Source organism: Leclercia sp. S52, from assembly GCF_039727615.1.
In the GTDB taxonomy this organism is placed as follows: Bacteria; Pseudomonadota; Gammaproteobacteria; order Enterobacterales; family Enterobacteriaceae; genus Enterobacter; species Enterobacter adecarboxylatus_B.
In genome coordinates this window covers 3364886-3389577 of record NZ_CP152474.1, presented here as the reverse complement: position 1 = coordinate 3389577, position 24692 = coordinate 3364886, and the positions used below count along the sequence as shown (strand labels likewise).

24 protein-coding genes and 2 pseudogenes are annotated in these 24692 nt (G+C 55.0%); 18 read left to right on the top strand and 8 right to left on the bottom strand.

All coding sequences use genetic code 11. The features are described 5' to 3' along the window. The first annotated feature begins 44 nt into the window (after positions 1-44). From cvpA to hisP, 8 genes and pseudogenes are all read left to right on the top strand, one after another. Entirely contained in the window at positions 45-533 is a 489-nt protein-coding gene (gene cvpA / locus AAHB66_RS16280) for a colicin V production protein (RefSeq protein WP_333848754.1), read from the top strand. A 33-nt stretch (positions 534-566) separates the two neighbouring features. Next, positions 567-2084, top strand: coding sequence for an amidophosphoribosyltransferase (gene purF, locus AAHB66_RS16275; protein ID WP_142486570.1), 1518 nt, complete (start codon positions 567-569; stop codon positions 2082-2084). An 89-nt stretch (positions 2085-2173) separates the two neighbouring features. After that, entirely contained in the window at positions 2174-2743 is a 570-nt protein-coding gene (locus AAHB66_RS16270) for a UbiX family flavin prenyltransferase (RefSeq protein WP_347113608.1), read from the top strand. A 297-nt stretch (positions 2744-3040) separates the two neighbouring features. Continuing rightward, a complete protein-coding gene (argT, locus tag AAHB66_RS16265; RefSeq protein ID WP_347113607.1) occupies positions 3041-3823 on the top strand; it encodes a lysine/arginine/ornithine ABC transporter substrate-binding protein ArgT in 783 nt (260 codons plus the stop codon). 242 nt (positions 3824-4065) lie between these two features. Continuing rightward, entirely contained in the window at positions 4066-4848 is a 783-nt protein-coding gene (gene hisJ, locus AAHB66_RS16260; protein ID WP_142486567.1) for a histidine ABC transporter substrate-binding protein HisJ, read from the top strand. Between the two features lie 88 nt (positions 4849-4936). Beyond that, positions 4937-5623 carry a histidine ABC transporter permease HisQ gene (locus tag AAHB66_RS16255; protein WP_333848759.1) on the top strand — a complete coding sequence of 229 codons (687 nt, stop codon included), beginning with the start codon at positions 4937-4939 and terminating at the stop codon, positions 5621-5623. Continuing rightward, a complete protein-coding gene (locus AAHB66_RS16250) occupies positions 5620-6336 on the top strand; it encodes an ABC transporter permease (RefSeq protein WP_337014187.1) in 717 nt (238 codons plus the stop codon). The genes AAHB66_RS16255 and AAHB66_RS16250 overlap by 4 nt, the downstream gene beginning before the upstream one ends. Before the next feature lie 8 nt (positions 6337-6344). Further along, positions 6345-7119, top strand: a pseudogene (gene hisP / locus AAHB66_RS16245) (histidine ABC transporter ATP-binding protein HisP). A gap of 50 nt (positions 7120-7169) precedes the next feature. Here hisP and AAHB66_RS16240 read toward each other — a convergent pair. Genes AAHB66_RS16240 through yfcG form a run of 4 tightly spaced genes read right to left on the bottom strand, consistent with a single transcriptional unit; the run spans position 7170 to position 9646 of the window. Continuing rightward, on the bottom strand, positions 7170-7679 hold the full coding sequence (locus tag AAHB66_RS16240) for a GNAT family N-acetyltransferase (protein WP_347113606.1): 510 nt from the start codon (positions 7677-7679) through the stop codon (positions 7170-7172). 9 nt (positions 7680-7688) lie between these two features. Then, on the bottom strand, positions 7689-8582 hold the full coding sequence (locus AAHB66_RS16235; protein WP_347113605.1) for a TIGR01777 family oxidoreductase: 894 nt from the start codon (positions 8580-8582) through the stop codon (positions 7689-7691). A gap of 20 nt (positions 8583-8602) precedes the next feature. Next, positions 8603-8965: a dihydroneopterin triphosphate 2'-epimerase gene (gene folX, locus AAHB66_RS16230; protein ID WP_142486563.1), complete on the bottom strand. Its 363-nt coding sequence runs from the start codon at positions 8963-8965 to the stop codon at positions 8603-8605. Between the two features lie 51 nt (positions 8966-9016). Then, positions 9017-9646, bottom strand: a complete 630-nt coding sequence (gene yfcG / locus AAHB66_RS16225; RefSeq protein ID WP_347113604.1) for a GSH-dependent disulfide bond oxidoreductase — start codon at positions 9644-9646, stop codon at positions 9017-9019. Positions 9647-9790: 144 nt separating this feature from the next. Between yfcG and yfcF the strand changes: the two genes are divergently transcribed. From yfcF to yfcD, 3 genes are read left to right on the top strand one after another with little or no spacing between them, the layout of a single operon-like run. Then, entirely contained in the window at positions 9791-10435 is a 645-nt protein-coding gene (gene yfcF / locus AAHB66_RS16220; RefSeq protein ID WP_347113603.1) for a glutathione transferase, read from the top strand. Between the two features lie 44 nt (positions 10436-10479). Beyond that, positions 10480-11031 carry a phosphodiesterase gene (gene yfcE / locus AAHB66_RS16215; protein WP_347113602.1) on the top strand — a complete coding sequence of 184 codons (552 nt, stop codon included), beginning with the start codon at positions 10480-10482 and terminating at the stop codon, positions 11029-11031. A 55-nt stretch (positions 11032-11086) separates the two neighbouring features. Beyond that, entirely contained in the window at positions 11087-11629 is a 543-nt protein-coding gene (gene yfcD, locus AAHB66_RS16210; RefSeq protein WP_347113601.1) for an NUDIX hydrolase YfcD, read from the top strand. 55 nt (positions 11630-11684) lie between these two features. Here yfcD and pta read toward each other — a convergent pair whose 3' ends face one another. Both pta and ackA read right to left on the bottom strand, forming a co-directional pair. Next, positions 11685-13823 (bottom strand): phosphate acetyltransferase, encoded by a 2139-nt coding sequence (gene pta, locus AAHB66_RS16205; RefSeq protein WP_347113600.1) that lies wholly within the window; start codon positions 13821-13823, stop codon positions 11685-11687. A gap of 76 nt (positions 13824-13899) precedes the next feature. Then, complete coding sequence (gene ackA, locus AAHB66_RS16200; RefSeq protein WP_312995273.1) at positions 13900-15102, bottom strand: acetate kinase; 1203 nt, start codon at positions 15100-15102, stop codon at positions 13900-13902. Between the two features lie 336 nt (positions 15103-15438). On the opposite strand from ackA, the gene yfbV reads away from it, so the two are divergent. The 4 genes from yfbV to AAHB66_RS16180 all read left to right on the top strand — a co-directional run bounded on the left by yfbV (position 15439) and on the right by AAHB66_RS16180 (position 19064). Further along, positions 15439-15894: a terminus macrodomain insulation protein YfbV gene (gene yfbV, locus AAHB66_RS16195; protein WP_032612804.1), complete on the top strand. Its 456-nt coding sequence runs from the start codon at positions 15439-15441 to the stop codon at positions 15892-15894. A 93-nt stretch (positions 15895-15987) separates the two neighbouring features. Continuing rightward, positions 15988-16482, top strand: a complete 495-nt coding sequence (locus tag AAHB66_RS16190) for a YfbU family protein (protein ID WP_106996032.1) — start codon at positions 15988-15990, stop codon at positions 16480-16482. 11 nt (positions 16483-16493) lie between these two features. Continuing rightward, positions 16494-17153 carry a sugar phosphatase gene (locus tag AAHB66_RS16185; RefSeq protein ID WP_347113599.1) on the top strand — a complete coding sequence of 220 codons (660 nt, stop codon included), beginning with the start codon at positions 16494-16496 and terminating at the stop codon, positions 17151-17153. 78 nt (positions 17154-17231) lie between these two features. Continuing rightward, positions 17232-19064, top strand: a complete 1833-nt coding sequence (locus AAHB66_RS16180) for an SLC13 family permease (protein ID WP_347113598.1) — start codon at positions 17232-17234, stop codon at positions 19062-19064. Between the two features lie 57 nt (positions 19065-19121). Here the strand turns inward: AAHB66_RS16180 and yfbR are convergent, their stop codons facing one another. Both yfbR and AAHB66_RS16170 read right to left on the bottom strand, forming a co-directional pair. After that, positions 19122-19721, bottom strand: coding sequence for a 5'-deoxynucleotidase (gene yfbR, locus AAHB66_RS16175; protein ID WP_347113597.1), 600 nt, complete (start codon positions 19719-19721; stop codon positions 19122-19124). Between the two features lie 95 nt (positions 19722-19816). After that, a complete protein-coding gene (locus tag AAHB66_RS16170) occupies positions 19817-21031 on the bottom strand; it encodes a pyridoxal phosphate-dependent aminotransferase (RefSeq protein ID WP_032612793.1) in 1215 nt (404 codons plus the stop codon). Between the two features lie 948 nt (positions 21032-21979). Between AAHB66_RS16170 and lrhA the strand changes: the two genes are divergently transcribed. The 3 genes and pseudogenes from lrhA to nuoB all read left to right on the top strand — a co-directional run bounded on the left by lrhA (position 21980) and on the right by nuoB (position 24681). Beyond that, a complete protein-coding gene (gene lrhA / locus AAHB66_RS16165; protein WP_347113596.1) occupies positions 21980-22918 on the top strand; it encodes a transcriptional regulator LrhA in 939 nt (312 codons plus the stop codon). Positions 22919-23549: 631 nt separating this feature from the next. Next, positions 23550-23990 (top strand): NADH-quinone oxidoreductase subunit NuoA, encoded by a 441-nt coding sequence (gene nuoA, locus AAHB66_RS16160; RefSeq protein ID WP_032612789.1) that lies wholly within the window; start codon positions 23550-23552, stop codon positions 23988-23990. A gap of 15 nt (positions 23991-24005) precedes the next feature. Beyond that, positions 24006-24681: pseudogene (nuoB, locus tag AAHB66_RS16155) on the top strand (NADH-quinone oxidoreductase subunit NuoB). The last annotated feature ends 11 nt before the right edge of the window (positions 24682-24692 follow it).

Here is a 24692-nt window from a genome sequence, read left to right as displayed (position 1 = left end):
TTCGCCCCGAACTGGATGACAGGGCGTTTAATCGTGGGACGTATATGGTCTGGATTGATTACGCCATCATTGCGGTGATAGGTTTTTCCTGTCTGGTTAGCCTGATCCGTGGCTTTGTTCGTGAAGCGTTATCGCTGGTAACCTGGGGCTGTGCCTTCTTTGTTGCCAGTCATTACTACACTTACCTGTCTGTCTGGTTCACGGGCTTTGAAGATGAACTGGTCCGAAACGGAATCGCCATCGCGGTGCTGTTTATCGCGACGCTGATAGTTGGCGCCATTGTTAACTTCGTGATTGGCCAGCTGGTTGAGAAAACCGGTTTGTCAGGAACGGACAGGGTGCTTGGGATCTGTTTCGGTGCCTTGCGAGGGGTATTGATTGTCGCCGCGATACTGTTCTTCCTTGATACCTTTACCGGGTTCTCAAAAAGTGAAGACTGGCAGAAATCGCAGCTGATCCCGCAGTTCAGCTTCATCATCAGATGGTTCTTTGACTATCTGCAAAGCTCGTCGAGTTTTTTGCCCAGGGCATAAACCCTGAGATGTGGCTTAACGAGGAAATGACGAATGTGCGGTATTGTCGGTATCGCCGGTTTCATGCCGGTAAACCAGTCTATTTATGACGCATTATCGGTGCTTCAGCACCGTGGGCAGGATGCTGCGGGTATCATCACCATTGATGCACACAACTGCTTCCGTTTACGTAAGGCCAACGGCCTGGTAAACGATGTGTTTGAAGCCCGCCATATGCAGCGTCTGCAGGGTAACATGGGTATTGGTCACGTTCGTTACCCTACCGCAGGCAGTTCCAGCGCCTCTGAAGCGCAGCCTTTCTACGTTAACTCCCCGTATGGCATCACGCTTGCCCACAACGGCAACCTGACCAACGCCCACGAGTTGCGTAAAAAGCTGTTTGAAGAGAAGCGTCGCCACATTAACACCACTTCAGACTCTGAAATTCTACTTAACATCTTTGCCAGCGAACTGGATAACTTCCGTCACTATCCGCTGGAAGCCGACAACATTTTTGCTGCCGTGGCGGCCACTAACCGTCTGATTCGCGGGGCTTATGCCTGCGTTGCGATGATTATCGGCCACGGTATGGTCGCGTTCCGCGATCCAAACGGGATCCGCCCGCTGGTGCTGGGTAAACGCGACATTGGCGATGGCCGCACCGAGTATATGGTGGCCTCCGAAAGCGTGGCTTTGGATACGCTGGGCTTTGAGTTCCTGCGTGACGTTGCCCCGGGCGAAGCGGTTTACATCACCGAAAAAGGCCAGCTGTTTACCCGTCAGTGTGCGGAAAACCCGGTCAGCAACCCGTGCCTGTTCGAATACGTCTACTTTGCCCGTCCGGACTCCTTCATCGACAAGATCTCCGTCTACAGCGCCCGTGTGAATATGGGCACCAAGCTCGGCGAGAAGATTGCCCGCGAGTGGGAAGATCTGGATATCGACGTGGTCATCCCGATCCCGGAAACCTCCTGCGATATCGCACTGGAGATGGCGCGCATCCTGGGTAAACCGTATCGCCAGGGCTTTGTGAAAAACCGCTACGTTGGCCGTACCTTTATCATGCCAGGCCAGCAGCTGCGCCGTAAATCGGTGCGCCGCAAGCTGAATGCCAACCGCGCTGAGTTCCGCGATAAGAACGTGCTGCTGGTGGATGACTCCATCGTGCGTGGCACCACTTCAGAGCAGATTATCGAGATGGCCCGTGAAGCGGGTGCGAAGAAGGTCTATCTGGCCTCTGCGGCACCGGAGATTCGCTTCCCGAACGTCTACGGTATCGACATGCCGACCGCCAACGAGCTGATCGCTCACGGTCGTGAAGTGGACGAGATCCGCCAGATCATCGGCGCCGACGGCCTGATTTTCCAGGATCTGAACGATCTGATCGACGCGGTGCGCGCTGAGAACCCGGATATCCAGCAGTTCGAGTGCTCGGTGTTCAACGGTATCTACGTCACCAAAGATGTGGACCAGAAGTATCTCGACTACCTCGACTCTCTGCGTAACGACGATGCGAAAGCCGTGCAGATGGCGAACGATCTCGAAAGCTTAGAGATGCACAACGAAGGTTAATCGTTATCACAGGCGAGGGCGTCCGCCCTCGCTTGCAACTCCCGCCAAAATCCTGCAAAGTCTGCCCAGTTACAGCAAGGGCGATAATCATGAAACGATTGATAGTAGGGATCTCAGGGGCCAGCGGCGCGATTTACGGTGTCCGTTTGCTGCAGGTATTACGCGACGTCGCTGACGTTGAAACCCATCTGGTGATGAGCCAGGCCGCGCGTCAGACCCTCTCTCTCGAAACCGATTACTCCTTGCGCGACGTTCAGGCGTTGGCCGATGTGGTGCATGATGCCCGCGATATCGCCGCCAGCATCTCCTCCGGGTCGTTTAAGACCGCGGGTATGGTGATCCTGCCCTGTTCCATCAAAACCCTCTCCGGCATCGTCAACAGCTATACCGATACCCTGGTGACCCGCGCCGCCGACGTGGTGCTGAAAGAGCGCCGCCCGCTGGTGCTTTGCGTGCGTGAAACTCCGCTCCATCTGGGCCACCTGCGGCTGATGACTCAGGCTGCGGAACTGGGGGCGGTGATCATGCCGCCGGTGCCGGCGTTTTATCACCGCCCGCAGAGTCTGGATGACGTCATAAATCAAACCGTGAACCGGGTTCTCGACCAGTTCGACATTGAACTGCCGGACGATCTCTTTGCCCGCTGGCAGGGCGTCTGACGGCAAAGGTGTCCTGCCCTGGGGCAGGTCAGCGCAACGTGCCCTGTTTCAGGGCAATTCTGCAACAGCGATCATATCCTCAACATTTAATTCCTTTTTTCCTTTCTTCCCACTGCGGTTCGTTTGGCAGACCTGCTATCTTTCACCATTAAGGCAATCTTGCAACCTTTCGTTAACATATTTAACGCCGTAATTTTGCACTAATCGCAAACTGGCATAAGACCTGCAAGGGATCGCCTGCAACAACACACAACACAACCTAATACATAATAAAATCACGACACTTGAGGGTAATGTATGAAGAAGACGGTTCTGGCTCTGTCTTTGCTGGTGGGATTAAGCGCAGCGGCAAGCAGCTATGCGGCGCTCCCACAGACCGTACGTATCGGTACCGACGCGACCTATGCGCCGTTCTCATCGAAAGATGCGAAGGGTGAATTTGTCGGGTTTGATATCGACCTGGGGAATGAGATGTGCAAACGCATGTCCGTGAAATGCACCTGGGTGGGCAGCGACTTTGATGCGCTGATCCCCTCCCTGAAAGCCAAGAAAATCGACGCGATTATCTCTTCGCTCTCGATCACCGAGAAACGCCAGCAGGAGATCGCCTTCTCTGAAAAACTGTACGCAGCGGACTCCCGCCTGATTGCGGCGAAAGGCTCGCCTGTGCAGCCGACCATTGACTCGCTGAAAGGCAAACACGTCGGCGTCCTGCAGGGCTCCACCCAGGAAGGCTTTGCCAATGCCAACTGGCGTGAGAAGGGCGTGGACGTGGTGGCTTACCAGAACCAGGATTTGATCTATTCCGATCTGGCTGCAGGGCGTCTGGATGCGGCTTTCCAGGATGAAGTCGCGGCAAGCGAAGGCTTCCTGAAGCAACCGGCAGGGAAAGAGTTTGCCTTTGCCGGCCCGTCTGTAAAAGACAAAAAGTACTTCGGTGACGGCACCGGTATCGGCCTGCGTAAGGACGATGCCGAGCTGAAAGCGGCGTTTGATAAAGCCTTTAACGAACTGCGTAAAGACGGCACCTACGACAAACTGGCGAAGAAATACTTCGACTTCAACGTGTACGGCGACTAACCGTTACTGACGGGTGCGCACCATAATGGTTCACTGTTATGGTGCGCCAGTGGTCATTGCGAACCATAACGGTGCAAATCCTGTGCCGGGTTGGTTATAAAGTGAATAGTTAAGCACTCGCAATGCACTTTTTCGCGCGTGCGGGGCATAATCTTTTGCCTTGCCGCGGCGATTAGTGGCACATTAAGAGCACCCCCGTCGGCGTTAAAATCCCGTAAGAAGACAGTCTGTTGAGGATAGATATGAAAAAACTGGTGTTGTCACTTTCTCTGGCTCTGGCATTTTCCAGCGCTACTGCGGCATTCGCAGCAATTCCGCAAAAAGTTCGTATTGGTACTGACCCGACTTATGCCCCCTTCGAATCGAAGAATGCGCAGGGTGAACTGGTAGGATTTGATATCGATTTGGCGAAAGAGCTGTGCAAACGTATCAAAACTGAGTGTACCTTCGTTGAAAACCCACTGGATGCGCTGATCCCATCGCTGAAAGCGAAAAAAATCGACGCCATCATGTCTTCTCTCTCCATCACTGAAAAACGCCAGCAGGAGATTGCCTTCACCGACAAACTTTATGCAGCGGATTCCCGTCTGGTGGTCGCAAAATCCTCTGATATCCAGCCAACCCTGGAGTCACTGAAAGGTAAACGCGTGGGCGTGCTGCAGGGTACTACCCAGGAGACCTTCGGTAACGAGCACTGGGCACCGAAAGGGATCGAGATCGTCTCTTATCAGGGCCAGGAGAATATCTACGCTGACCTGACCGCAGGCCGCATCGATGCCGCCTTCCAGGACGAAGTCGCTGCCAGCGAAGGCTTCCTGAAGCAGCCGGTAGGTAAAGATTACAAGTTCGGCGGTCCGTCCATCAAGGACGAGAAACTCTTCGGCGTGGGCACCGGTATGGGGCTGCGTAAAGAGGACAACGAACTGCGTGAAGCGCTGAACAAGGCCTTTGCCGAGATGCGCGCGGACGGTACTTACGAAAAAATGGCGAAGAAATACTTCGACTTTGATGTCTACGGTGGCTAAACGCCCCGCTGAATAACGTGCGGCCCCTCCCGCTGCGGGAGGGGAAAAGACACGGCGTCACCACTCACGACACGACAGGGCAGGCGGTATGCTGTACGGATTTTCTGGCGTAATTTTACAAGGCGCACTCGTCACCCTTGAACTGGCTCTCAGTTCGGTGGTGCTGGCGGTGTTAATAGGCCTGGCGGGCGCGGGCGCGAAGCTTTCGACCAACCGGGCCATGGTTCTGCTGTTTGAAGGCTATACCACCCTGATCCGTGGTGTGCCAGACCTGGTGCTGATGCTGCTGATTTTCTACGGTCTGCAAATCGCCCTTAACGGCATTACGGATGCCATTGGTATGGCGCAGATTGATATCGATCCTATGGTGGCCGGTATCATCACCCTGGGCTTTATCTACGGTGCCTACTTTACTGAAACCTTCCGCGGAGCCTATCTCGCCGTGCCGAAAGGGCATATCGAAGCGGCTACGGCGTTCGGTTTTACCTCCTCTCAAACCTTCCGCCGTATTATGTTTCCGGCCATGATGCGCTTTGCGCTGCCGGGCATCGGCAACAACTGGCAGGTTATCCTCAAAGCGACGGCGCTGGTCTCGTTACTGGGGCTGGAAGATGTGGTGAAAGCCACGCAGCTGGCGGGCAAAAGCACCTGGGAACCGTTCTACTTCGCCATCGTCTGCGGGGTGATTTATCTGGTGTTTACCACCGTCTCCAATGGTGTGCTGCTGCTGCTCGAGCGTCGCTACTCCGTGGGTGTGAAGAGGGCTGACCTGTGATCGAGATTATTCAGGAATACTGGAAATCGCTGCTATGGACCGACGGATACCGCTTTACCGGTGTGGCGATCACCCTCTGGCTGCTGATTTCTTCCGTGGTGATGGGCGGCATTCTGGCGATATTTCTCGCCATCGGCCGCGTGTCGAACAACAAATACATTCGCTTTCCCATCTGGCTGTTTACCTATATTTTCCGCGGTACACCGCTTTATGTGCAGCTGCTGGTCTTCTACTCCGGGATGTACACCCTCGAGATTGTGAAAGGCACCGAGATGCTGAACGCGTTCTTCCGTAGCGGGCTGAACTGTACCGTGCTGGCGTTGACGCTGAACACCTGCGCCTATACCACCGAGATTTTTGCCGGGGCGATTCGTTCCGTTCCCTATGGCGAGATTGAGGCGGCGCGGGCCTATGGCTTCTCCTCCGTGAAGCTCTACCGCTGCATTATTCTGCCGTCGGCGCTGCGCATTGCGCTGCCCGCCTACAGCAACGAAGTGATTTTAATGCTGCACTCCACCGCGCTGGCCTTTACCGCCACCGTGCCGGATCTGCTGAAGATTGCCCGCGACATTAACTCGGCAACCTATCAGCCGTTTACCGCCTTCGGGATCGCGGCGGTGCTCTATTTAATCATTTCTTACGTCCTGATTAGCCTGTTCCGCAAAGCGGAAAAACGCTGGTTGCAGCACATAAAACCTTCTTCGACGCACTGAGAATTAAGATGGCTGAGAACAAATTAAACGTTATCGATTTGCACAAACGCTACGGCGAACATGAAGTGCTGAAAGGGGTGTCGCTGCAGGCAAATGCGGGCGATGTGATCAGTATTATCGGCTCCTCAGGGTCGGGTAAGAGTACCTTCCTGCGCTGCATCAACTTCCTCGAAAAGCCGAGCGCCGGCAAGATTGTGGTCAGCGGTGAGAACATCAATCTGGTGCAGGATAAAGACGGTCAGCTGAAGGTGGCGGATAAGCACCAGCTGCGGATGTTGCGTACCCGTCTGACGATGGTGTTCCAGCACTTCAACCTCTGGAGCCACATGACGGTGCTGGAGAACGTGATGGAAGCGCCGGTGCAGGTGCTGGGCTTAAGCAAGCAGGAAGCCCGTGCCCGTGCGGAGAAATACCTGGCGAAAGTGGGTATCGACGAGCGCCAGCAGATTAAATATCCGGTGCATCTCTCCGGGGGGGCAGCAGCAGCGTGTCTCTATCGCCCGTGCATTGGCGATGGAGCCGGAAGTGCTGCTGTTTGACGAACCGACCTCTGCGCTCGATCCCGAGCTGGTGGGCGAAGTGCTGCGTATCATGCAGCAGCTGGCCGAAGAGGGGAAAACCATGGTGGTGGTGACCCACGAGATGGGCTTCGCCCGTAACGTCTCCAACCACGTCATTTTCCTGCATCAGGGCAAGATCGAAGAGCAGGGGCACCCGGATGAGGTGCTGGCGAATCCGAAGAGCCCGCGTTTACAGCAGTTCCTGAAAGGGTCGTTGAAGTAGTTTTTTATGTTTGTTCCCTCTCCCTTCGGGAGAGGGTCAGGGTGAGGGGATCAGGCCGCACCATTCTCCAGCCGGTATACCCAGTCGTCATACCGCACGCCGTTAATCTCATACGCCTGTTCCAGCACCTGGGTCCGCACAAAGCCCGCTTTTTCTAACACCCGCACCGAACCGCCGTTATCCGCCAGCACGTACGCGTTAACCGCCTTTACCCCTACCCGAATAAATGCATATTCACAGACGGCACGCAGCGCCTCGCTGGCAATGCCCCGGCCCTGCGCGGAAGGGATCACCGTATAGCCAATGTCGGCCTCGTCAGGATACTTAGCGCTGATTTGCAGCCCAATATCCCCCAGCGGGGTGTCATTATCGTGAGTGCGAATGACGAAGATGTGCGGGGTCGTCAGGCGGGCGGCAAACAGGCGTCGGGTCTCTTTCTCTGGAGCGATAGCGGCCATATAGCGCATGATCTCCGGAGATTCGCGCAGGGTATGGAAAAAGGGCCAGTCGGAGGGCTCAAAAGGGGAGAGCGTCAGCCGGGGAGTGGTAATTGTGGTCATCATTACGCCTTAACCTACCACATCTCCCAGGGCCTCTTCTAAATCGTACCACCGGAAGGCAAATCCGGAGGCCTCCAGACGTTTTGGCAGCGCGCGCTGACCGCCCAGCACCAGCACGGAGGATTCTCCCATCAGCAGGCGGATAGCGGTGGCCGGGGCGCGAACCACGGCAGGGCGATGCACCGCATGCCCCAGGGCATGGGCGAACTGTTCGTTGCGAACCGGGTAGGGGGAGACCATATTGAACGGACCGCGCCGATCGTTATCCAGCAGCCAGAGAATGCCATTCACCATATCGTCGATATGGATCCATGCCAGATACTGACGGCCATTGCCGACCGGACCGCCGAGACCCAGCTTAAACATCGGCAGCATCTTCGCCAGAATCCCGCCTTTCGGTGCCAGCACTACGCCGGTGCGCAGCAGGCAAACGCGGGTCTGCTCGCTCTGCGCCCCGCAGGCGATCTGCTCCCAGCGTGCGCACAGCTTATGGGTAAATTCGTTGTGCGGCGGCTCCTCTTCGGTGACCACCACTTCGCCTAAATCGCCGTAATAGCCCGATGCTGAACCGGAGATAAACACCGACGGCGGCGTGTCGCTGGCCTTGAACATATCAACCAGCCGCTGGGTGATAGTCCAGCGGCTGTTGCACAGCCGCTGCTTATGTTCTTCGGTCCAGCGCTTGTCAGCGATGGGTTCCCCCGCCAGATTGATGACGGCGTCAAAGCCGTTGAGATCCTGATGCTCGGTGAGCCCTTTCCAGATATCGATGCCCGAGCCGAGTGCCTGACGCGCCTTTTCGGGACTGCGCGTTACCACCGTAAGCTCATGGCCCAACGTCTGTAAGCGGGGGATCAGATGCCGGCCAATCAGGCCGGTACCGCCGGTTACCAGGATCTTCATACAACCTCCAGGGGTTGCGCTTAGCGTTGCCAGCTTAACGTCATTGAGACGGAGTCGGCATAGCGCAGCGCGTGAAGTTTATCGATCTCTACTTCAGCATAGGTGACCCAGTGATGTTCGCGTGCGATATCCAGCACATCCTGAGTTAATTTTTCCAGCAAAGAGAAGCGGTTACTCTCGACATGTTGAATGATGCTTTTGGTGACGGTGCGGTAGTTCAGGGCGTCATTGATATCCTCACTGTCCCGGGCCTTGTCGGCCGGGTAGTGGATCACCACATTAACCACGATATCCTGACGGTTAGCGCGCTCCTCCTCTTTGATGCCGATGTAGGTGCGCAGGCGTAAATTTTTAATACGAATAATCGCGTCTTGCTGGGACATTGCAGGCTTCCTCCGTGTCATTATCGCCACCATAATACATGAGGAAACCGTTTATATCTGCTGTGCTTTTTGCATTGCGCGTTCGGTTGCCGGACGGGTACGAATGCGCTCAAACCAGTTATTCACCGCAGGCCACGACGCCAGGTCGACGCGATGGTTTTCATGGGTATTGACCCACGGCCAGCAGGCGATATCCGCGATGCTGTAGCGATCGCCTCCCAGCCACGGCGATTTTTCCAGCCGCTTATTCAGCACGTTATAGAGCCGCTGCGTCTCAACCTGGAAGCGTTCGATGGCGTAGGGGATGGGTTGCGGCGCAAAGTGGTTAAAGTGGGTGTTCTGGCCGATCATCGGCCCCAGCCCGCCCACCTGCCAGAAGAGCCACTGCAGGGTAACGTGGCGTTCCCGTAACTCCCCGCTCATCATCTTGCCGGTTTTTTCCGCCAGATAGAGCAGGATCTCGCCGGACTCAAACAGGCTCAGCGGCTCACCACCGTCTTCCGGCTCATGATCAACAATGGCCGGGATTTTATTGTTGGGCGAAATGGCGAGAAACTCAGGGCGAAACTGTTCGCCTTTACTGATATCCACCGGCAGGATGCGGTAATCCAGCTGGGCCTCCTCCAGAAAAAGCGTGATCTTATGCCCGTTGGGGGTAGGGGCGTAGTAAAGGTCAATCATCGCAACTCCTGTCATAACGATTATCGCGGCATAGGATCGAGTATAGGTGGTGGTGATAAATCGTGAGTTTTCATCAAGTGACAGCCGGGGCAGGAGGTTATATTTTGGATAGATACCCATCACCCGACGCGTTACGAGGACTTTATGAGCCAACCTGCGATTACCCTGTGGTCAGATGCCGATTATTACTCCCCTTACGTCATGAGCGTGTATGTCGCGCTGGCCGAGAAAGGCCTGCCTTTTACCCTGAAGACCGTTGACCTCAGCCGGGGCGAGAACCGGCAGCCGCAGTGGCGAGGCTATGCCCTGACCCGACGCGTGCCGGTGCTGGAGATTGACGGCTTCGAACTCAGCGAGTCTTCTGCCATTACGGAATACCTGGAGGAGCATTTTGCGCCGCCGGAGTGGGAGCGGATCTACCCCCTCGATCTGCAAAAACGCGCCCGCGCGCGCCAGATCCAGGCGTGGCTGCGCAGCGACCTGGTGCCAATCCGCACGGAGCGTTCTACCGACGTGGTGTTTGCCGGGGTGAAAAAACCGGCCCTGAGCGAAACCGCGCAGCGGGCGGCACATCAGCTCTACGATACTGCCTCGTCACTGCTTGCCCACGGCCAGCAAAACCTGTTCGGGGAGTGGTGTATTGCCGATGCGGATCTGGCCCTGATGCTTAACCGTCTGGTGCTCAATGGCGATGACGTGCCGCAGCAGCTGGTGGATTACGCAAACTTCCAGTGGCAGCGTGCCTCCGTGCAGCGCTACGTGGCGCTGTCCGCGAAGCGGGCGGGCTGATATTCCGGTATGATGGGGCAGCTTTTCGACACAAGGAGTCTCTGATGAAGTTAATGTTTGCATCGGACATCCACGGCTCGCTGCCGGCGACCGAACGGGTGCTTTCGCTATTTGACCAGAGCGGGGCGCAATGGCTGGTGATCCTCGGGGATGTGCTGAACCATGGCCCGCGCAACCCGCTGCCCGAAGGCTATGCGCCTGCTGAGGTCGCCGATCGGCTCAACGCTTACGCGTCACGGATTATCGCCGTGCGCGGCAATTGCGACAGCGAAGTTGACCAGATGCTGCTGCATTTTCCCATTACCGCCCCCTGGCAGCAGATCCTGCTGGAGAACAGCCGCCTGTTTGTGACCCACGGTCATCTGTTTGGTCCGGATAACCTGCCCGCGCTGAATGCTGGCGATGTGCTGGTTTACGGTCATACTCATATTCCGGTAGCCGGTAAACAGGGCGACCTTATACATTTCAATCCTGGCTCGGTCAGCCTGCCCAAAGGCGGATTTTCCCCCAGTTACGGCATGCTGGAAGGAAACCATTTGTGCGTTATGACGCTGAATGACGGCCAGGTTATTGCGCAGTCAGAGATTAATCCGTAATTTACTCCTCAACAGTAAACGCGCCGCGAGAGCGCTTTAAAGAGAAGGTTTCCCGATGGTGGAGCACAGTCATTTGGCAAGTACGGAATGGGTGGATATTGTCAACGAAGACAATGAGGTAATCGCACAGGCGAGCCGCGAACAGATGCGGGCGCAGCGCCTTCGTCATCGCGCGACCTATATCGTGGTGCATGATGGGATGGGCAATATTCTGGTTCAGCGCCGTACCGAAACGAAAGACTTCATGCCCGGGATGCTTGATGCTACCGCCGGTGGCGTGGTACAGGCCGATGAGCTGTTACTTGATTCCGCCCGCCGCGAAGCGGAAGAGGAGCTGGGGATCGCCGGCGTGCCGTTCGCCGAGCATGGCCAGTTCTATTTCGAAGATCCGCACTGCCGCGTCTGGGGAGGCCTTTTCAGCTGCGTCTCTCACGGCCCGTTTGCGCTGCAGGAGGAAGAGGTGAGTGAAGTCTGCTGGATGACCCCGGCTGAGATCACCGCCCGCTGTGACGACTTCACGCCAGATTCGCTGAAAGCGCTGGCTCTGTGGATGAGCCGCAATGCCAGCAACGAGCCGGTGAAGCACGAAGAAGCGTAACGATGCGAATAAAAAAAGGCGGCCCTCGGGTCGCCTTTTTACGTTGGGATACTGCTTACTGCTGGGAAGACTGAATCGCGGTCAGCGCGATGGTGTAGACGATATCGTCTACCAGCGCGCCACGAGACAGGTCGTTCACCGGCTTGCGCATACCCTGCAGCATCGGCCCGATGGAGATCAGGTCGGCTGAACGCTGTACCGCTTTGTAGGTGGTGTTACCGGTGTTCAGATCCGGGAAGATGAACACGGTAGCGCGACCGGCAACCGGCGAGTTCGGCGCTTTAGATTTGGCAACGTCTGCCATCACTGCGGCGTCATACTGCAGCGGGCCATCGATAACCAGATCCGGGCGTTTCTCCTGCGCAATACGGGTCGCTTCACGCACTTTCTCTACGTCGCTACCTGCACCTGAGGTACCGGTGGAGTAGGAGAGCATCGCTACGCGCGGTTCGATACCGAAGGCAATCGCGGAGTCAGCGGACTGGATCGCAATCTCGGCCAGCTGTTCAGCGGTTGGATCCGGGTTGATCGCACAGTCACCGTAAACGTAAACCTGTTCCGGCAGCAGCATGAAGAACACGGAAGAGACCAGAGAGCTGCCTGGCGCGGTTTTGATCAGCTGCAGCGGCGGACGGATGGTGTTCGCGGTGGTGTGAACAGCACCGGAAACCAGACCGTCAACTTCGTCCTGCTCCAGCATCAGGGTACCGAGAACCACGTTGTCTTCCAGCTGTTCGCGGGCAACGGCTTCAGTCATACCCTTGCTCTTACGCAGCTCAACCAGACGGGCAACGTAGCTTTCACGCACCACTTCCGGGTCAACGATTTCGATACCAGAACCCAGCTCAACGCCCTGAGAGGCAGCAACGCGGGTGATCTCATCCGGGTTACCCAGCAGCACACAGGTGGCGATACCGCGCTCGGCACAGATAGCTGCGGCTTTAACGGTACGCGGTTCGTCGCCTTCTGGCAGCACAACGCGTTTGCCCGCTTTACGTGCCAGCTCGGTGAGCTGATAACGGAAGGCTGGTGGAGAGAGACGACGGCTGCGCTCGGAGGTCGCGGTCAGGGATTCAATCCACTCGGGATTGATGCAACCGGCAACGTATTCCTGCACTTTCTCGATACGCTGATGGTCGTCAACCGGCACTTCCAGGTTGAAGCTCTGCAGGCTCAGAGAGGTCTGCCAGGTGTTGGTGTTCACCATGAAGACCGGCAGGCCGGTCGCAAACGCACGTTCGCACAGCTTGCTGACGCGTGGGTCCATTTCATAGGCACCGGTCAGCAGGATCGCACCGATTTCCACGCCGTTCATCGCTGCCAGGCAGGCTGCAACCAGCACGTCTGGACGGTCGGCAGAGGTCACCAGCAGGGAACCTGCACGGAAGTGCTCCAGCATGTGCGGAATGCTACGCGCACAGAAGGTCACAGACTTCACGCGACGGGTGTTGATATCGCCTTCGTTGACGATGGTGGCGTTCAGGTGACGCGCCATATCGATCGCACGGGTCGCGATCAGGTCGAAGCTCCAGGTTACCGCGCCCAGCACTGGCAGAGAGCTGTATTCCTGCAGTTTAGCCGGATCGATTTTTACGACTTTCGCTTTGGAAGAGTCGTCGAATATTTCAGACAGGTCAGGACGGGTGCGGCCTTGCTCATCAACCGGGGCGTTCAGTTTGTTGACGATAACGCCGGTGATGTTGCTGTTTTTCGCGCCGCCGAAGCTGCTGCGGGTCAGCTCAATACGCTCTTTCAGCTGTTCCGGGGTATCGGTACCCTGGGACATCACGAACACGATTTCCGCGTTCAGCGTTTTGGCGATTTCGAAGTTCAGGGACTGGGCAAACTGATGCTTGCGCGTCGGAACCAGGCCTTCAACCAGCACCACTTCCGCATCCTGTGCGTTAGCGTGATAGTTAGCGATGATCTCTTCCATCAGCACGTCTTTCTGGTTGCTGGAGAGCAGAGACTCAACGTGGCTCATCTTCAGCGGTTCAGCGGCTGGCAGGTTTGAGTTTGCACGAACAATAGTGGTGGTCTGGTCTGGGGCATCGCCACCAGCACGTGGTTGAGCGATTGGCTTAAACACGCTCAGACGAACGCCTTTGCGTTCCATCGCACGGATCACACCGAGGCTGACGCTGGTCAGGCCTACGCTGGTTCCGGTCGGGATCAGCATAATAGTACGGGACACGATTTATCCTCTTTCGTTACCGCCGAAATCAGGCGGGCTACAAAACAGCACCGCCAGCATTGCTGGCGGTGTGGAATCAGGCAGTCAGACGGCTCGCGTCTTGCGCGATAACCAGCTCTTCGTTGGTTGGGATAACCATTGCCAGAGTGGTGCCTTCTTTGTTGATGAAGCCAGACTTACCGAAGCGCGCAGCCAGGTTACGTTCATGGTCAACGTCAAAGCCCAGCACGCCCAGTTTGCCCAGGGACAGCTCGCGTACCATTGCCGCGTTCTCACCGATACCACCGGTGAAGACCACGCCGTCCAGACGACCGTCCATCAGCGCAGTGTAAGAACCGATGTACTTCGCCAGACGGTGGCAGTAAACGTCCATTGCACGTTTAGCGTCTTCTTTCTCGGCGTAGTTGTCTTCAACGTAACGGCAGTCGCTGGTGACTTCGGTCAGACCCAGCAGGCCAGACTCTTTGGTCAGCATTTTGTTGATATCTTCAACGCTCATGCCCAGGGTATCGTGCAGGTGGAAGATGATCGCCGGGTCGATATCACCGGAGCGAGTACCCATCACCAGACCTTCCAGCGGGGTCAGACCCATGGAGGTATCAACGCATTTGCCGTTACGGATAGCAGAAACGGAACCGCCGTTGCCCAGGTGGCAAGTGATGATGTTCACTTCTTCAACCGGCTTGTTCAGCATTTTCGCCGCTTCTTGCGTCACGTAGAAGTGGCTGGTGCCGTGCGCGCCGTAGCGGCGAACGCCGTGTTCTTTGTACAGTTTGTACGGCAGGGCGTAGAGGTAAGACTCTTCCGGCATGGTCTGGTGGAACGCGGTATCAAACACGGCCACGTTTTTGTCTTTCAGATGCGGGAAGGATTTCAGCGCTTCAGCGATGCCGATCAGGTGAGCCGGGTTATGCAGCGGTGCAAAAGAAGCGGAGTCTTTAATGCCCTGAATAACAGAGTCATCGATGATCACAGACTTGGTGTACTTCTCGCCACCATGAACGATACGGTGACCGATAGCGGTCAGCTGAGCGGACAGTTCTGGTTTTTGTGCCAGAATAGTGTTAACGATAAAGTTCAGCGCTTCGCTGTGAGCGGCGCCTGCACCTAAAGCCGCTTCCTGTTTGCTGCCGTCCATTTTCCACTTAAGACGTGCTTCAGGAAGATGGAAACATTCGGCCAAACCAGAAAGGTACTCTTCACCGTTGATCGCATCGATGATAGCGAATTTAAGTGAGGAGCTACCGCAGTTCAGAACCAGTACTAACTTACTCGACATGGAAGTACCTATTATTGATACGTGGCTAAAAAAACGTCAGTGAGTCAAGGATCGTAGCGCAAGATATCGCTGACATTTATGATTAACATCATGCCCGAAGTACATTTCGGCATGACGAAAGGAATACATATGATTTTATGCCATTTTGCGCATTTTTCCGGCAATGGCATAATGTGCGATAATTTGACGAGTGAACATTCCTCGTCTAAGGCCTTTGCAGGCCGGCACAGGATACCTGATACTGGGTAGTGCTGACAAAAGTTTTTGAACGTTGTCATGACCAGTTGTGGTTTTGCACGAATTTTTTAATCTTTATATGTGAAGTTGAGGTAAGCCATGTCGACACCCGTGAACCCTTCCGTGAGCTTTTTTAGCCTGTTTCGCCGGGGACAGCATTATTCGAAGACGTGGCCACTGGAAAAGCGCCTGGCGCCCGTCTTTATTGAAAACCGCGTGATCCGCGCTACCCGGCACGCTATCCGCCTGATGCCGCCCATCGCGGTCTTCACCCTCTGCTGGCAGATTGCGCTGGGCGGACAACTCGGGCCCGCGGTGGCTACCGCGCTCTTTGCCCTGAGCCTGCCGATGCAGGGACTGTGGTGGCTGGGCAAACGCTCGGTCACGCCGCTGCCGCCGTCGGTGTTGTCCTGGTTCTATGAAGTTCGCGGCAAGCTGCAGGATGCCGGGCAGGCGCTGGCCCCGGTCGAGGGCAAACCCGACTACCAGGCGCTGGCAGATACCCTGAAGCGGGCATTCAAGCAACTTGATAAAACATTCCTCGATGACTTGTGATTGATCATCGAAACGATCTCTAAAAGAAGGCACAGTAACACCCCGTTACCGTGTCTTTTTTTTAATGCTGCCATGCGCAACAGGAGTCGAAAGATGGAAATGACCCACGCTCAACGTCTGATTTTGTCTAATCAGTACAAAATGATGACGATGCTTGATCCCGACAACGCCGAGCGCTATCGCCGCTTGCAGACTATCGTCGAACGTGGTTTCGGTTTACAGATGCGCGAGCTGGATCGCGAGTTTGGCGAACTTAAGGAAGAGACCTGTCGTACCGTTATCGACATCATGGAGATGTATCACGCCCTGCATGTCTCCTGGACCAACCTGAAAGATGCCCAGACCATCGACGAACGTCGTGTCACTTTCCTGGGCTTCGATGCGGCCACCGAATCCCGTTACCTGAGCTATGTCCGCTTTATGGTCAATGTGGAAGGGCGTTATACCCATTTCGATGCCGGTACCCACGGCTTTAACGCCCAGACCCCGATGTGGGAAAAGTATCAGCGCATGCTCAGCGTGTGGCACGCCTGCCCGCGTCAGTACCATCTGAGCAGCAATGAGATCCAACAAATTATTAACGCCTGACGGAGGTTGATGTGCAGTGTAAAGGTTTTCTGTTTGATCTGGACGGTACGCTGGTTGATTCGTTACCAATGGTGGAGCGCTCCTGGTGTCGCTGGGCCGACCGGCATGGCATCGACCATCAGGAGGTGCTTAATTTTATCCATGGCAAACAGGCCATAACCTCTTTACGGCACTTTCTCCAGGGAAGAAGCGAAGCAGATATCCAGGCGGAGTTTACCTGGCTTGAGCAGGTCGAAGCCACCGATACCGAGGGCATCACCGCGCTGCCGGGGGCACTAGAGCTGCTCAGGCACCTGAATGAAGCGGAGATCCCGTGGGCTATTGTTACCTCCGGCTCGGTTCCTGTGGCCCATGCGCGCCATAAAGCGGCAGGGTTACCGGTGCCGGAAGTGTTTATCACCGCCGAGCGGGTAACGCGCGGCAAGCCGGAGCCCGATGCCTTTTTACTGGGCGCGAAGCTGCTGGGGCTGGCACCGGAAGAATGCGTGGTGGTGGAAGATGCCGCCGCTGGCGTGCTGGCGGGCCTCAACGCGGGCTGCCACGTCATTGCCGTCAATGTTCCTGCCAACTCGCCGCGTCTGGACGAGGCGGACCTGGTGCTTAATACGCTGGAGGCGGTCGTTGTCAGCCGCACCGCCGACGGGAATGTAACAGTCTCACGAAAAATGTAATCCCATGATATAGCCCCACATTGTTGGGGCTTTTTTTATGGCACTATCGGCTTCACTCTCTTCTGACAAGGATCTGTTTTGAACGGTGAACTTATTTGGGTTTTAAGCCTGCTCCTTATCGCGATTATTCTGTTTGCGACCGGCAAAGTCCGCATGGATGCCGTGGCCCTGCTGGTGATTGTGGCTTTTGTCCTCAGCGGCACCTTAACCCTTCCGGAAGCCTTTTCAGGCTTTAGCGATCCCAACGTTATCCTGATTGCCGCCCTGTTTATCATCGGCGATGGCCTGGTGCGTACCGGTGTTGCGACCAGCATGGGCTCCTGGCTGGTCAGCGTGGCGGGTAACAGCGAAACCAAAATGCTGATCTTTCTGATGCTGACCGTCGCCGGGCTGGGAGCGTTTATGAGCTCCACCGGCGTGGTGGCAATCTTTATTCCGGTGGTCCTGAGCGTCTCCATGCGTATGCAGATCTCACCGTCGCGCCTGATGATGCCGCTCAGCTTCGCCGGGCTTATCAGCGGCATGATGACGCTGGTGGCCACGCCGCCGAACCTGGTGGTCAACAGTGAACTGCTGCGTGAAGGCCTGGAAGGTTTTAGCTTCTTTAGCGTCACGCCGCTGGGGCTGGTGATCCTGGTGCTGGGTATTATCTATATGCTGCTGACCCGCTTTGCCCTGAAGAGCGATAAGCAGGATAAGCCCCGGGACGGCTGGAAGCGCCGCACCTTCCGCGATCTGATCAAAGAGTATCGCCTCACCGGCAGGGCCCGCCGCCTGGCGATCCGCCCCGGCTCGCCGCTGATTGGTCAGCGCCTGGACGATCTGAAACTCCGCGAACGCTACGGAGCCAACGTCATTGGTGTGGAACGCTGGCGTCGTTTTCGCCGGGTCATCGTCAACGTTAACGGCGTATCGGAGTTTCGTGCCCGGGACGTGCTGCTGATTGATATGTCCTCGGCAGATGTCGACCTGCGCGACTTTTGCAGCGAGCAGCTGCTGGAGCCGATGGTCCTGCGCGGCGAGTACTTCTCCGATCAGGCGCTGGACGTGGGGATGGCGGAAGTGTCGCTGATACCCGAGTCGGAGCTGCTCGGAAAAACCATCCGCGAAATAGGTTTTCGTACCCGTTACGGTCTGAACGTGGTGGGGTTAAAACGCGACGGCGTGGCGATGGATGGCTCGGTAGTGGATGAGCCCCTGGAGCTGGGGGATATTTTCCTGGTGGTGGGCAACTGGAAGTTGATCACCCAGCTGGGCCAGCGAGGCCGTGACTTTGTGGTGCTGAACCTACCTATTGAGGTCAGCGATGCGTCACCCGCCCACAGCCAGGCACCGCACGCCATTTTCTGTCTGGTGCTGATGGTCGCCCTGATGCTGACCGACGAAATCCCGAACCCGGTGGCGGCGATCGTGGCCTGCCTGCTGATGGGCAAATTCCGCTGCATCGACGCTGAAAGCGCTTACAAGGCGATCCACTGGCCGAGCATCATTTTGATTGTCGGCATGATGCCTTTCGCGCTGGCGCTGCAAAAAACCGGTGGGGTCGATTTGGTGGTGAAAGGGCTGATGGAGCTGGGGGGCGGCTATGGCCCTTATATGATGCTGATGTGCCTGTTTATCATGTGCGCCACCATCGGGCTGTTTATCTCCAACACCGCGACCGCCGTGTTAATGGCACCCATTGCGCTGGCGATGGCGAAATCGATGGGGGTATCGCCTTATCCGTTTGCGATGATGGTGGCGATGGCTGCCTCTGCCGCCTTTATGACGCCGGTCTCGTCACCGGTGAATACCCTGGTGCTGGGGCCGGGCAAATATACCTTTAGCGACTTCGTGAAGCTTGGCGTGCCCTTCACGATCCTCGTGATGGTGGTGTGCGTGGTGATGATCCCGGTCTTGTTCCCGTTTTAATGAGTGGGATACGGTTTTGTAGGCCGGGTAAGGCGCAGCCGCCACCCGGCAATAAAACTACAACGGTGAATCCTGACTGATCTCATCCAGCGACAGCTGGAAGCTCGGGACAAACACCTCCATAAAATAGTCCATCTCCTCGCTGCGGCGCGCCTCGAGCGTTTTTTCCAGGCGGGTTTTCGCCAGTAAAAACTCGTGATTGCCGGCAGAGAGCTCCTCCAGACATTTCAGGTAGGCGCAGAGCGCGTCGGCCTGTTTGACGATCAAGCGATCCTCTTCGCTGTAGCTCTGCTCGTCAATCAGCGGCTCGAAGATATCCCGCAGCTCATCCGGCACCATATCGACCAGCTTTTGCTGGGCGATTTTCTCAATCGCTTTATACTCCTGGGCGATTTGCGAATTGAAGTACTTCACCGGGGTCGGCAGATCGCCCGTCAGCACCTCAGAGGCATCGTGGTACATCGCCAGCAGGGCGATACGTTCGGCATTGACCTGGCCGTTGAACTTGCGATTCTTGATGGCGGCCAGCGCGTGGGCGACCATGGCAACCTGCAGGCTGTGCTCGGAGACGTTCTCGGTACGCACGTTGCGCATCAGCGGCCAGCGGTTAATCAGTTTCAGACGGGAAAGATGGGCGAAGAAATGACTCTGACTCATAAGTTACCTTTTGTCTTGCACAGCGACAGGTTTCATTGTGAGGGGAGGGGCGGCGAGATGCAAATCGGGCTGCCAGTGGCAGCCCGAGGGGGGGATTACTGATGATATCCACCGAGGAAACGACCGAAGCGGCTGATGGCCATCTCCAGCTCATCCTCACGCGGCAGCGTAACGATGCGCACATGGTCCGGCCACGGCCAGTTAAATGCGGTACCCTGCACCAGCAGCACTTTTTCCTGCAGCAGGAAGTCGAGCACCATCTTCTGATCGTCGAAGATATTGAAGCGCTTGATATCGATTTTCGGGAACATATAGAGCGCACCGTTTGGCTTCACGCAGGAGACGCCCGGAATATCGTTAATCAGCTCCCATGCGCGTTGACGCTGCTCATACAGACGCCCGCCAGGCACGATAAATTCACTGATGCTCTGATAGCCGCCCAGTGCCGTCTGGATCGCGTGCTGGGCCGGTACGTTGGCGCACAGGCGCATCGAAGCCAGCATCTCCAGACCTTCGATATAGCCTTTGGCGTGTTTCTTCGGCCCGTTCAGCACCATCCAGCCCTGACGGAAGCCGGCGACACGGTAGGTTTTCGACAGGCCGTTAAAGGTGACGGTGAGCAGATCCGGTGCCAGTGCGGCAATGGAGTGGTGCTGCGCCGCGTCGTACAGAATTTTGTCGTAGATCTCGTCCGCGAAGATGATCAGGTTATGCTGGCGGGCCAGCTCAACAATCTCCAGCAGGAGCTCTTTGGAATAGACGGCGCCGGTCGGGTTGTTCGGGTTGATGATGACGATCCCGCGGGTGCGCGGCGTAATTTTGGCGCGAATATCATCCAGATCCGGGAACCAGTCAGCCGATTCATCACACAGGTAATGCACCGCTTTACCGCTGGAGAGCGATACCGCAGCGGTCCAGAGTGGGTAATCCGGGGCCGGAACCAGCATTTCGTCGCCGCTGTTCAACAGGGCCTGCATCGCCTGGACGATCAGCTCGGAAACACCGTTACCAATATAGATATCTTCCACAGTCACATCGCGCATGCCCTGCGCCTGATAGTGCTGCATGATGGCTTTACGGGCAGAGTAGAGACCTTTGGAGTCGCTGTAGCCTTGCGCCGTCGGCAGGTTGCGGATCACATCAACCAGAATTTCATCCGGTGCATCAAAACCAAATGGCGCCGGGTTGCCGATATTGAGCTTAAGTACTTTATTACCTTCTTCTTCGAGACGTTTTGCCTCTTTAAGAACCGGGCCACGAATGTCGTAACAAACGTTATCTAACTTGCTGGATTTTTCGATGGGTGACATGAATCTTTAACCTTTTCGCTGTTATTGCTACTTCCTGCCGTGGAAGTCAGCACGAAACAATGTACTCCTCGCTTGGCCGATTTTGAAGCGTCGACAGAAGAAGATTTCGTACACTGCCAGAAAACGAGATTGAAGTTTTTAACTGTTTTTTTAAGTTTGGTTACATTTTATAGGCCATATTTTTGTTGTTATTTGGTGATTTATTTTGGTTGTTGCGTATTAAAATGGATTTTACGCTGTAAAAAAGCCGCGTATTGAGCAACTTACGGTAGCAATGCTACTGTTTCCTTCAGGAACCTTTCGTAAAAGCTGAATGAAATGCAGTAGCGTTTACTTGCCTGCCTCTTTAAATAAAGGTTGCCCGTGTGAAATTACTGTTAAGTATAATTAATCATTAAGGTCTGGTTGAATTATTAGTTATTTCCAAATAAAGGCGAAATCGCAACTTTCGTTAATATAAATAAAATTAGTTTAGCGAGTTATCACTCAGGTTAAATCACTGAAAACGCAATAAGGCTTATAAATAAAAAGGTTTTAGGGTAAGATGTGTCCGGGTTTAGCGATGATAGAGACCAGGCCACTTAGGGCCTTGATACCTGGACCTTTAATAGTTTATTGTTATTGCTAGAATTATCTCTGCCTTGAGAAGTTAAGCGACACCATTGCTGCTTAACCTGTACTGCGATAAAGTTGACGTTGGGGATGCATCTTCTTTAATGGAATTTACATCATCCGGCAAACATCTATATATCTTGATCGCTTTTGAGAATAAAAATATCGTCAGATAAGCTGTTTCTGACCCCTGATATACCCAGCACAATTACATTATGCAGGCACACTGCCAGACCGGGACGTCAGAAGATTTTGTTCAGAAGGAACTGTATTACTTTTACGCACACAGCTTAAACCTGGGGCAGCTCCGTACGAGCAACCTGTAAGTGAAAAGATATGATTAATGCAAATCGTCCGATACTGAATCTCGACCTCGATCTGCTGAGAACCTTTGTGGCGGTCGCCGATCTGAACACCTTTGCTGCTGCCGCGGCCGCCGTTTGCCGTACCCAATCTGCGGTCAGTCAACAAATGCAACGACTGGAGCAACTGGTGGGTAAAGAGCTTTTTGCCCGTCATGGTCGCAATAAGCTGTTAACGGAACACGGTATTCAGCTGCTGGGTTACGCCAGAAAAATCCTGCGCTTCAATGATGAAGCATGTACATCTTTAATGTTTAGTAATCTGCAGGGTGTCTTAACCTTAGGCGCATCTGATGAGTCGGCCGATACCATTCTGCCGTTCCTGCTCAACCGTATCAGTTCGGTTTATCCGAAGCTTGCGCTGGACGTGCGGGTAAAACGCAATGCCTTTATGGTCGATATGCTGCAGGAGCAGGAGGTCGATCTGGTGGTCACTACCCATCGCACCGGCCAGTTTGAGAGCCTGACGCTGCGTACCTCTCCGACGCACTGGTACTGTGCCGCAGAATTTTCACTGCAGCGCGGCGAGCCGGTTCCGCTGGTGCTGCTGGACGATCCCAGCCCGTTCCGCGACATCGTGCTGGCCACGCTTAACGCTGCCAACGTGCCATGGCGACTCGCCTATGTAGCCTCAACGCTGCCTGCGGTTCGCGCAGCGGTGAAAGCGGGGCTTGGCGTCACGGCTCGCCCGGTGGAGATGATGAGCCCGGATCTACGGGTGCTGGGTAAAGCGGATGGTTTGCCTGCGCTGCCGGATACGGAATATATGCTGTGCCACAACCCGCTCAGCAACAACGAACTGGCGAAGACCATTTTTAACGCCATGGAAAACTACGACAACCCCTGGCAGTATAATAATGTTACCCCGGAAGGGGGGGACAACTCCCTGGTGATTGAGCGCGATTTCGAGTAAACGAATCCCTAATAATCTGATAACAATTATCCCAACGAAAAAGAACCACTGTGGCTGATGACCAGCAAAGTGGTTCTTTTTTTTGCATCTACAGCCATGTAGTTTACCTTAGGTGTTCAACAATCTTGTTGCTTATCAATTTGATACTGCTCAACTCCGTCTTGTATTTCCGTTCTCCCGCTTCTGTCCAATGTCAATGGGCATGTTAAAAAAGCAGCAAAGATGTTGCCGTTTTTTTGATTGAATTAACAAAAGCGTGTCACAGATCAAGAAAATACTCCTCTTTGGGGGGAGGAATCGGTGGCAAATCCTGTCAAAATAGGCGGGTAATCTTTGTGTTAGATCACTACGGACTCGATTCAACACCCATACGCCGGAACGCGCCTCACAGTTTTTGAGGGTAAAGGGCATTAAATGTTAATGAAGTTCGAACAATGTAATCTAATGTGAAGAAACTTTTGTTAAAGTTGACAAAAGGTTATAGAAAGGAGTAAAAAACCACATCATTTTGCTGTCTATGTCTCATTTTTCGACAGTTAGTGTACGGTTATTTGTTCCTCCCCATGAATCGATGTGATGCCCATCTGCCAGAAAGAGCAGGATTTTAGGTATCACTTTTGATGAGTAAGCAATGAGTATGTCAACATCCACAGAAGTCATCGCTCATCACTGGGCATTCGCAATCTTTCTTATCGTTGCCATTGGCCTGTGCTGCCTGATGCTTGTCGGCGGCTGGTTCCTCGGCGGTCGCGCCCGGGCAAGGCACAAAAACACGCCATTTGAATCGGGTATCGATTCGGTAGGGACCGCGCGTTTACGCCTGTCCGCCAAGTTCTATCTGGTGGCCATGTTCTTCGTCATCTTTGACGTGGAAGCGCTTTACCTGTTCGCATGGTCGACCTCCATTCGTGAGAGTGGCTGGGTAGGCTTTGTCGAGGCCGCAATTTTCATTTTAGTGTTACTGGCCGGTCTGGTTTATCTGGTGCGTATTGGCGCGCTGGACTGGACACCTGCACGTTCACGTCGTGAACGTATCAACCCGGAAAACAGTATCTCTAATCGTCAGCAGTAACAGCGAGGCAATAAGATGGATTATACGCTCACCCGCATAGATCCTAACGGTGAGAATGACCGTTACCCCCTGCAAAAGCAGGAGATCGTAACCGACCCCCCTGGAGCAAGAAGTCAATAAAAGCGTGTACATGGGCAAGCTCGAAAATGCCATGCACGATATGGTCAACTGGGGTCGTAAGAACTCCATCTGGCCATACAACTTTGGCCTTTCTTGCTGCTACGTTGAAATGGTGACGTCATTCACTGCGGTGCATGACGTTGCGCGTTTTGGTGCAGAAGTACTGCGTGCCTCTCCGCGTCAGGCTGACCTGATGGTGGTAGCGGGTACCTGCTTTACCAAAATGGCGCCGGTCATTCAGCGTCTGTACGACCAGATGCTCGAGCCAAAATGGGTTATCTCCATGGGTGCTTGTGCAAACTCTGGCGGCATGTACGACATTTATTCTGTCGTGCAAGGTGTAGATAAGTTCATCCCGGTGGACGTTTACATCCCGGGCTGCCCACCGCGTCCAGAAGCCTATATGCAGGCTCTGATGCTGTTGCAGGAGTCGATTGGCAAAGAACGCCGTCCGCTCTCCTGGGTCGTGGGCGACCAGGGCGTGTATCGCGCTAACATGCAGTCCGAGCGCGAGCGTAAACGCGGCGAACGTATTGCAGTGACCAATCTGCGTACACCAGACGAAATTTAATTTGCGCCTGT

Coding starts and splice junctions, on each gene's coding strand:
- cvpA (WP_333848754.1), top strand. CDS start 45: ATGGTCTGGATTGATTACGCCATCATTGCGGTGATAGGTTTTTCCTGT.
- purF (WP_142486570.1), top strand. CDS start 567: ATGTGCGGTATTGTCGGTATCGCCGGTTTCATGCCGGTAAACCAGTCT.
- AAHB66_RS16270 (WP_347113608.1), top strand. CDS start 2,174: ATGAAACGATTGATAGTAGGGATCTCAGGGGCCAGCGGCGCGATTTAC.
- argT (WP_347113607.1), top strand. CDS start 3,041: ATGAAGAAGACGGTTCTGGCTCTGTCTTTGCTGGTGGGATTAAGCGCA.
- hisJ (WP_142486567.1), top strand. CDS start 4,066: ATGAAAAAACTGGTGTTGTCACTTTCTCTGGCTCTGGCATTTTCCAGC.
- AAHB66_RS16255 (WP_333848759.1), top strand. CDS start 4,937: ATGCTGTACGGATTTTCTGGCGTAATTTTACAAGGCGCACTCGTCACC.
- AAHB66_RS16240 (WP_347113606.1), bottom strand. CDS start 7,679: ATGACCACAATTACCACTCCCCGGCTGACGCTCTCCCCTTTTGAGCCC.
- AAHB66_RS16235 (WP_347113605.1), bottom strand. CDS start 8,582: ATGAAGATCCTGGTAACCGGCGGTACCGGCCTGATTGGCCGGCATCTG.
- folX (WP_142486563.1), bottom strand. CDS start 8,965: ATGTCCCAGCAAGACGCGATTATTCGTATTAAAAATTTACGCCTGCGC.
- yfcG (WP_347113604.1), bottom strand. CDS start 9,646: ATGATTGACCTTTACTACGCCCCTACCCCCAACGGGCATAAGATCACG.
- yfcF (WP_347113603.1), top strand. CDS start 9,791: ATGAGCCAACCTGCGATTACCCTGTGGTCAGATGCCGATTATTACTCC.
- yfcE (WP_347113602.1), top strand. CDS start 10,480: ATGAAGTTAATGTTTGCATCGGACATCCACGGCTCGCTGCCGGCGACC.
- yfcD (WP_347113601.1), top strand. CDS start 11,087: ATGGTGGAGCACAGTCATTTGGCAAGTACGGAATGGGTGGATATTGTC.
- ackA (WP_312995273.1), bottom strand. CDS start 15,102: ATGTCGAGTAAGTTAGTACTGGTTCTGAACTGCGGTAGCTCCTCACTT.
- yfbV (WP_032612804.1), top strand. CDS start 15,439: ATGTCGACACCCGTGAACCCTTCCGTGAGCTTTTTTAGCCTGTTTCGC.
- AAHB66_RS16190 (WP_106996032.1), top strand. CDS start 15,988: ATGGAAATGACCCACGCTCAACGTCTGATTTTGTCTAATCAGTACAAA.
- yfbR (WP_347113597.1), bottom strand. CDS start 19,721: ATGAGTCAGAGTCATTTCTTCGCCCATCTTTCCCGTCTGAAACTGATT.
- AAHB66_RS16170 (WP_032612793.1), bottom strand. CDS start 21,031: ATGTCACCCATCGAAAAATCCAGCAAGTTAGATAACGTTTGTTACGAC.
- lrhA (WP_347113596.1), top strand. CDS start 21,980: ATGATTAATGCAAATCGTCCGATACTGAATCTCGACCTCGATCTGCTG.
- nuoA (WP_032612789.1), top strand. CDS start 23,550: ATGAGTATGTCAACATCCACAGAAGTCATCGCTCATCACTGGGCATTC.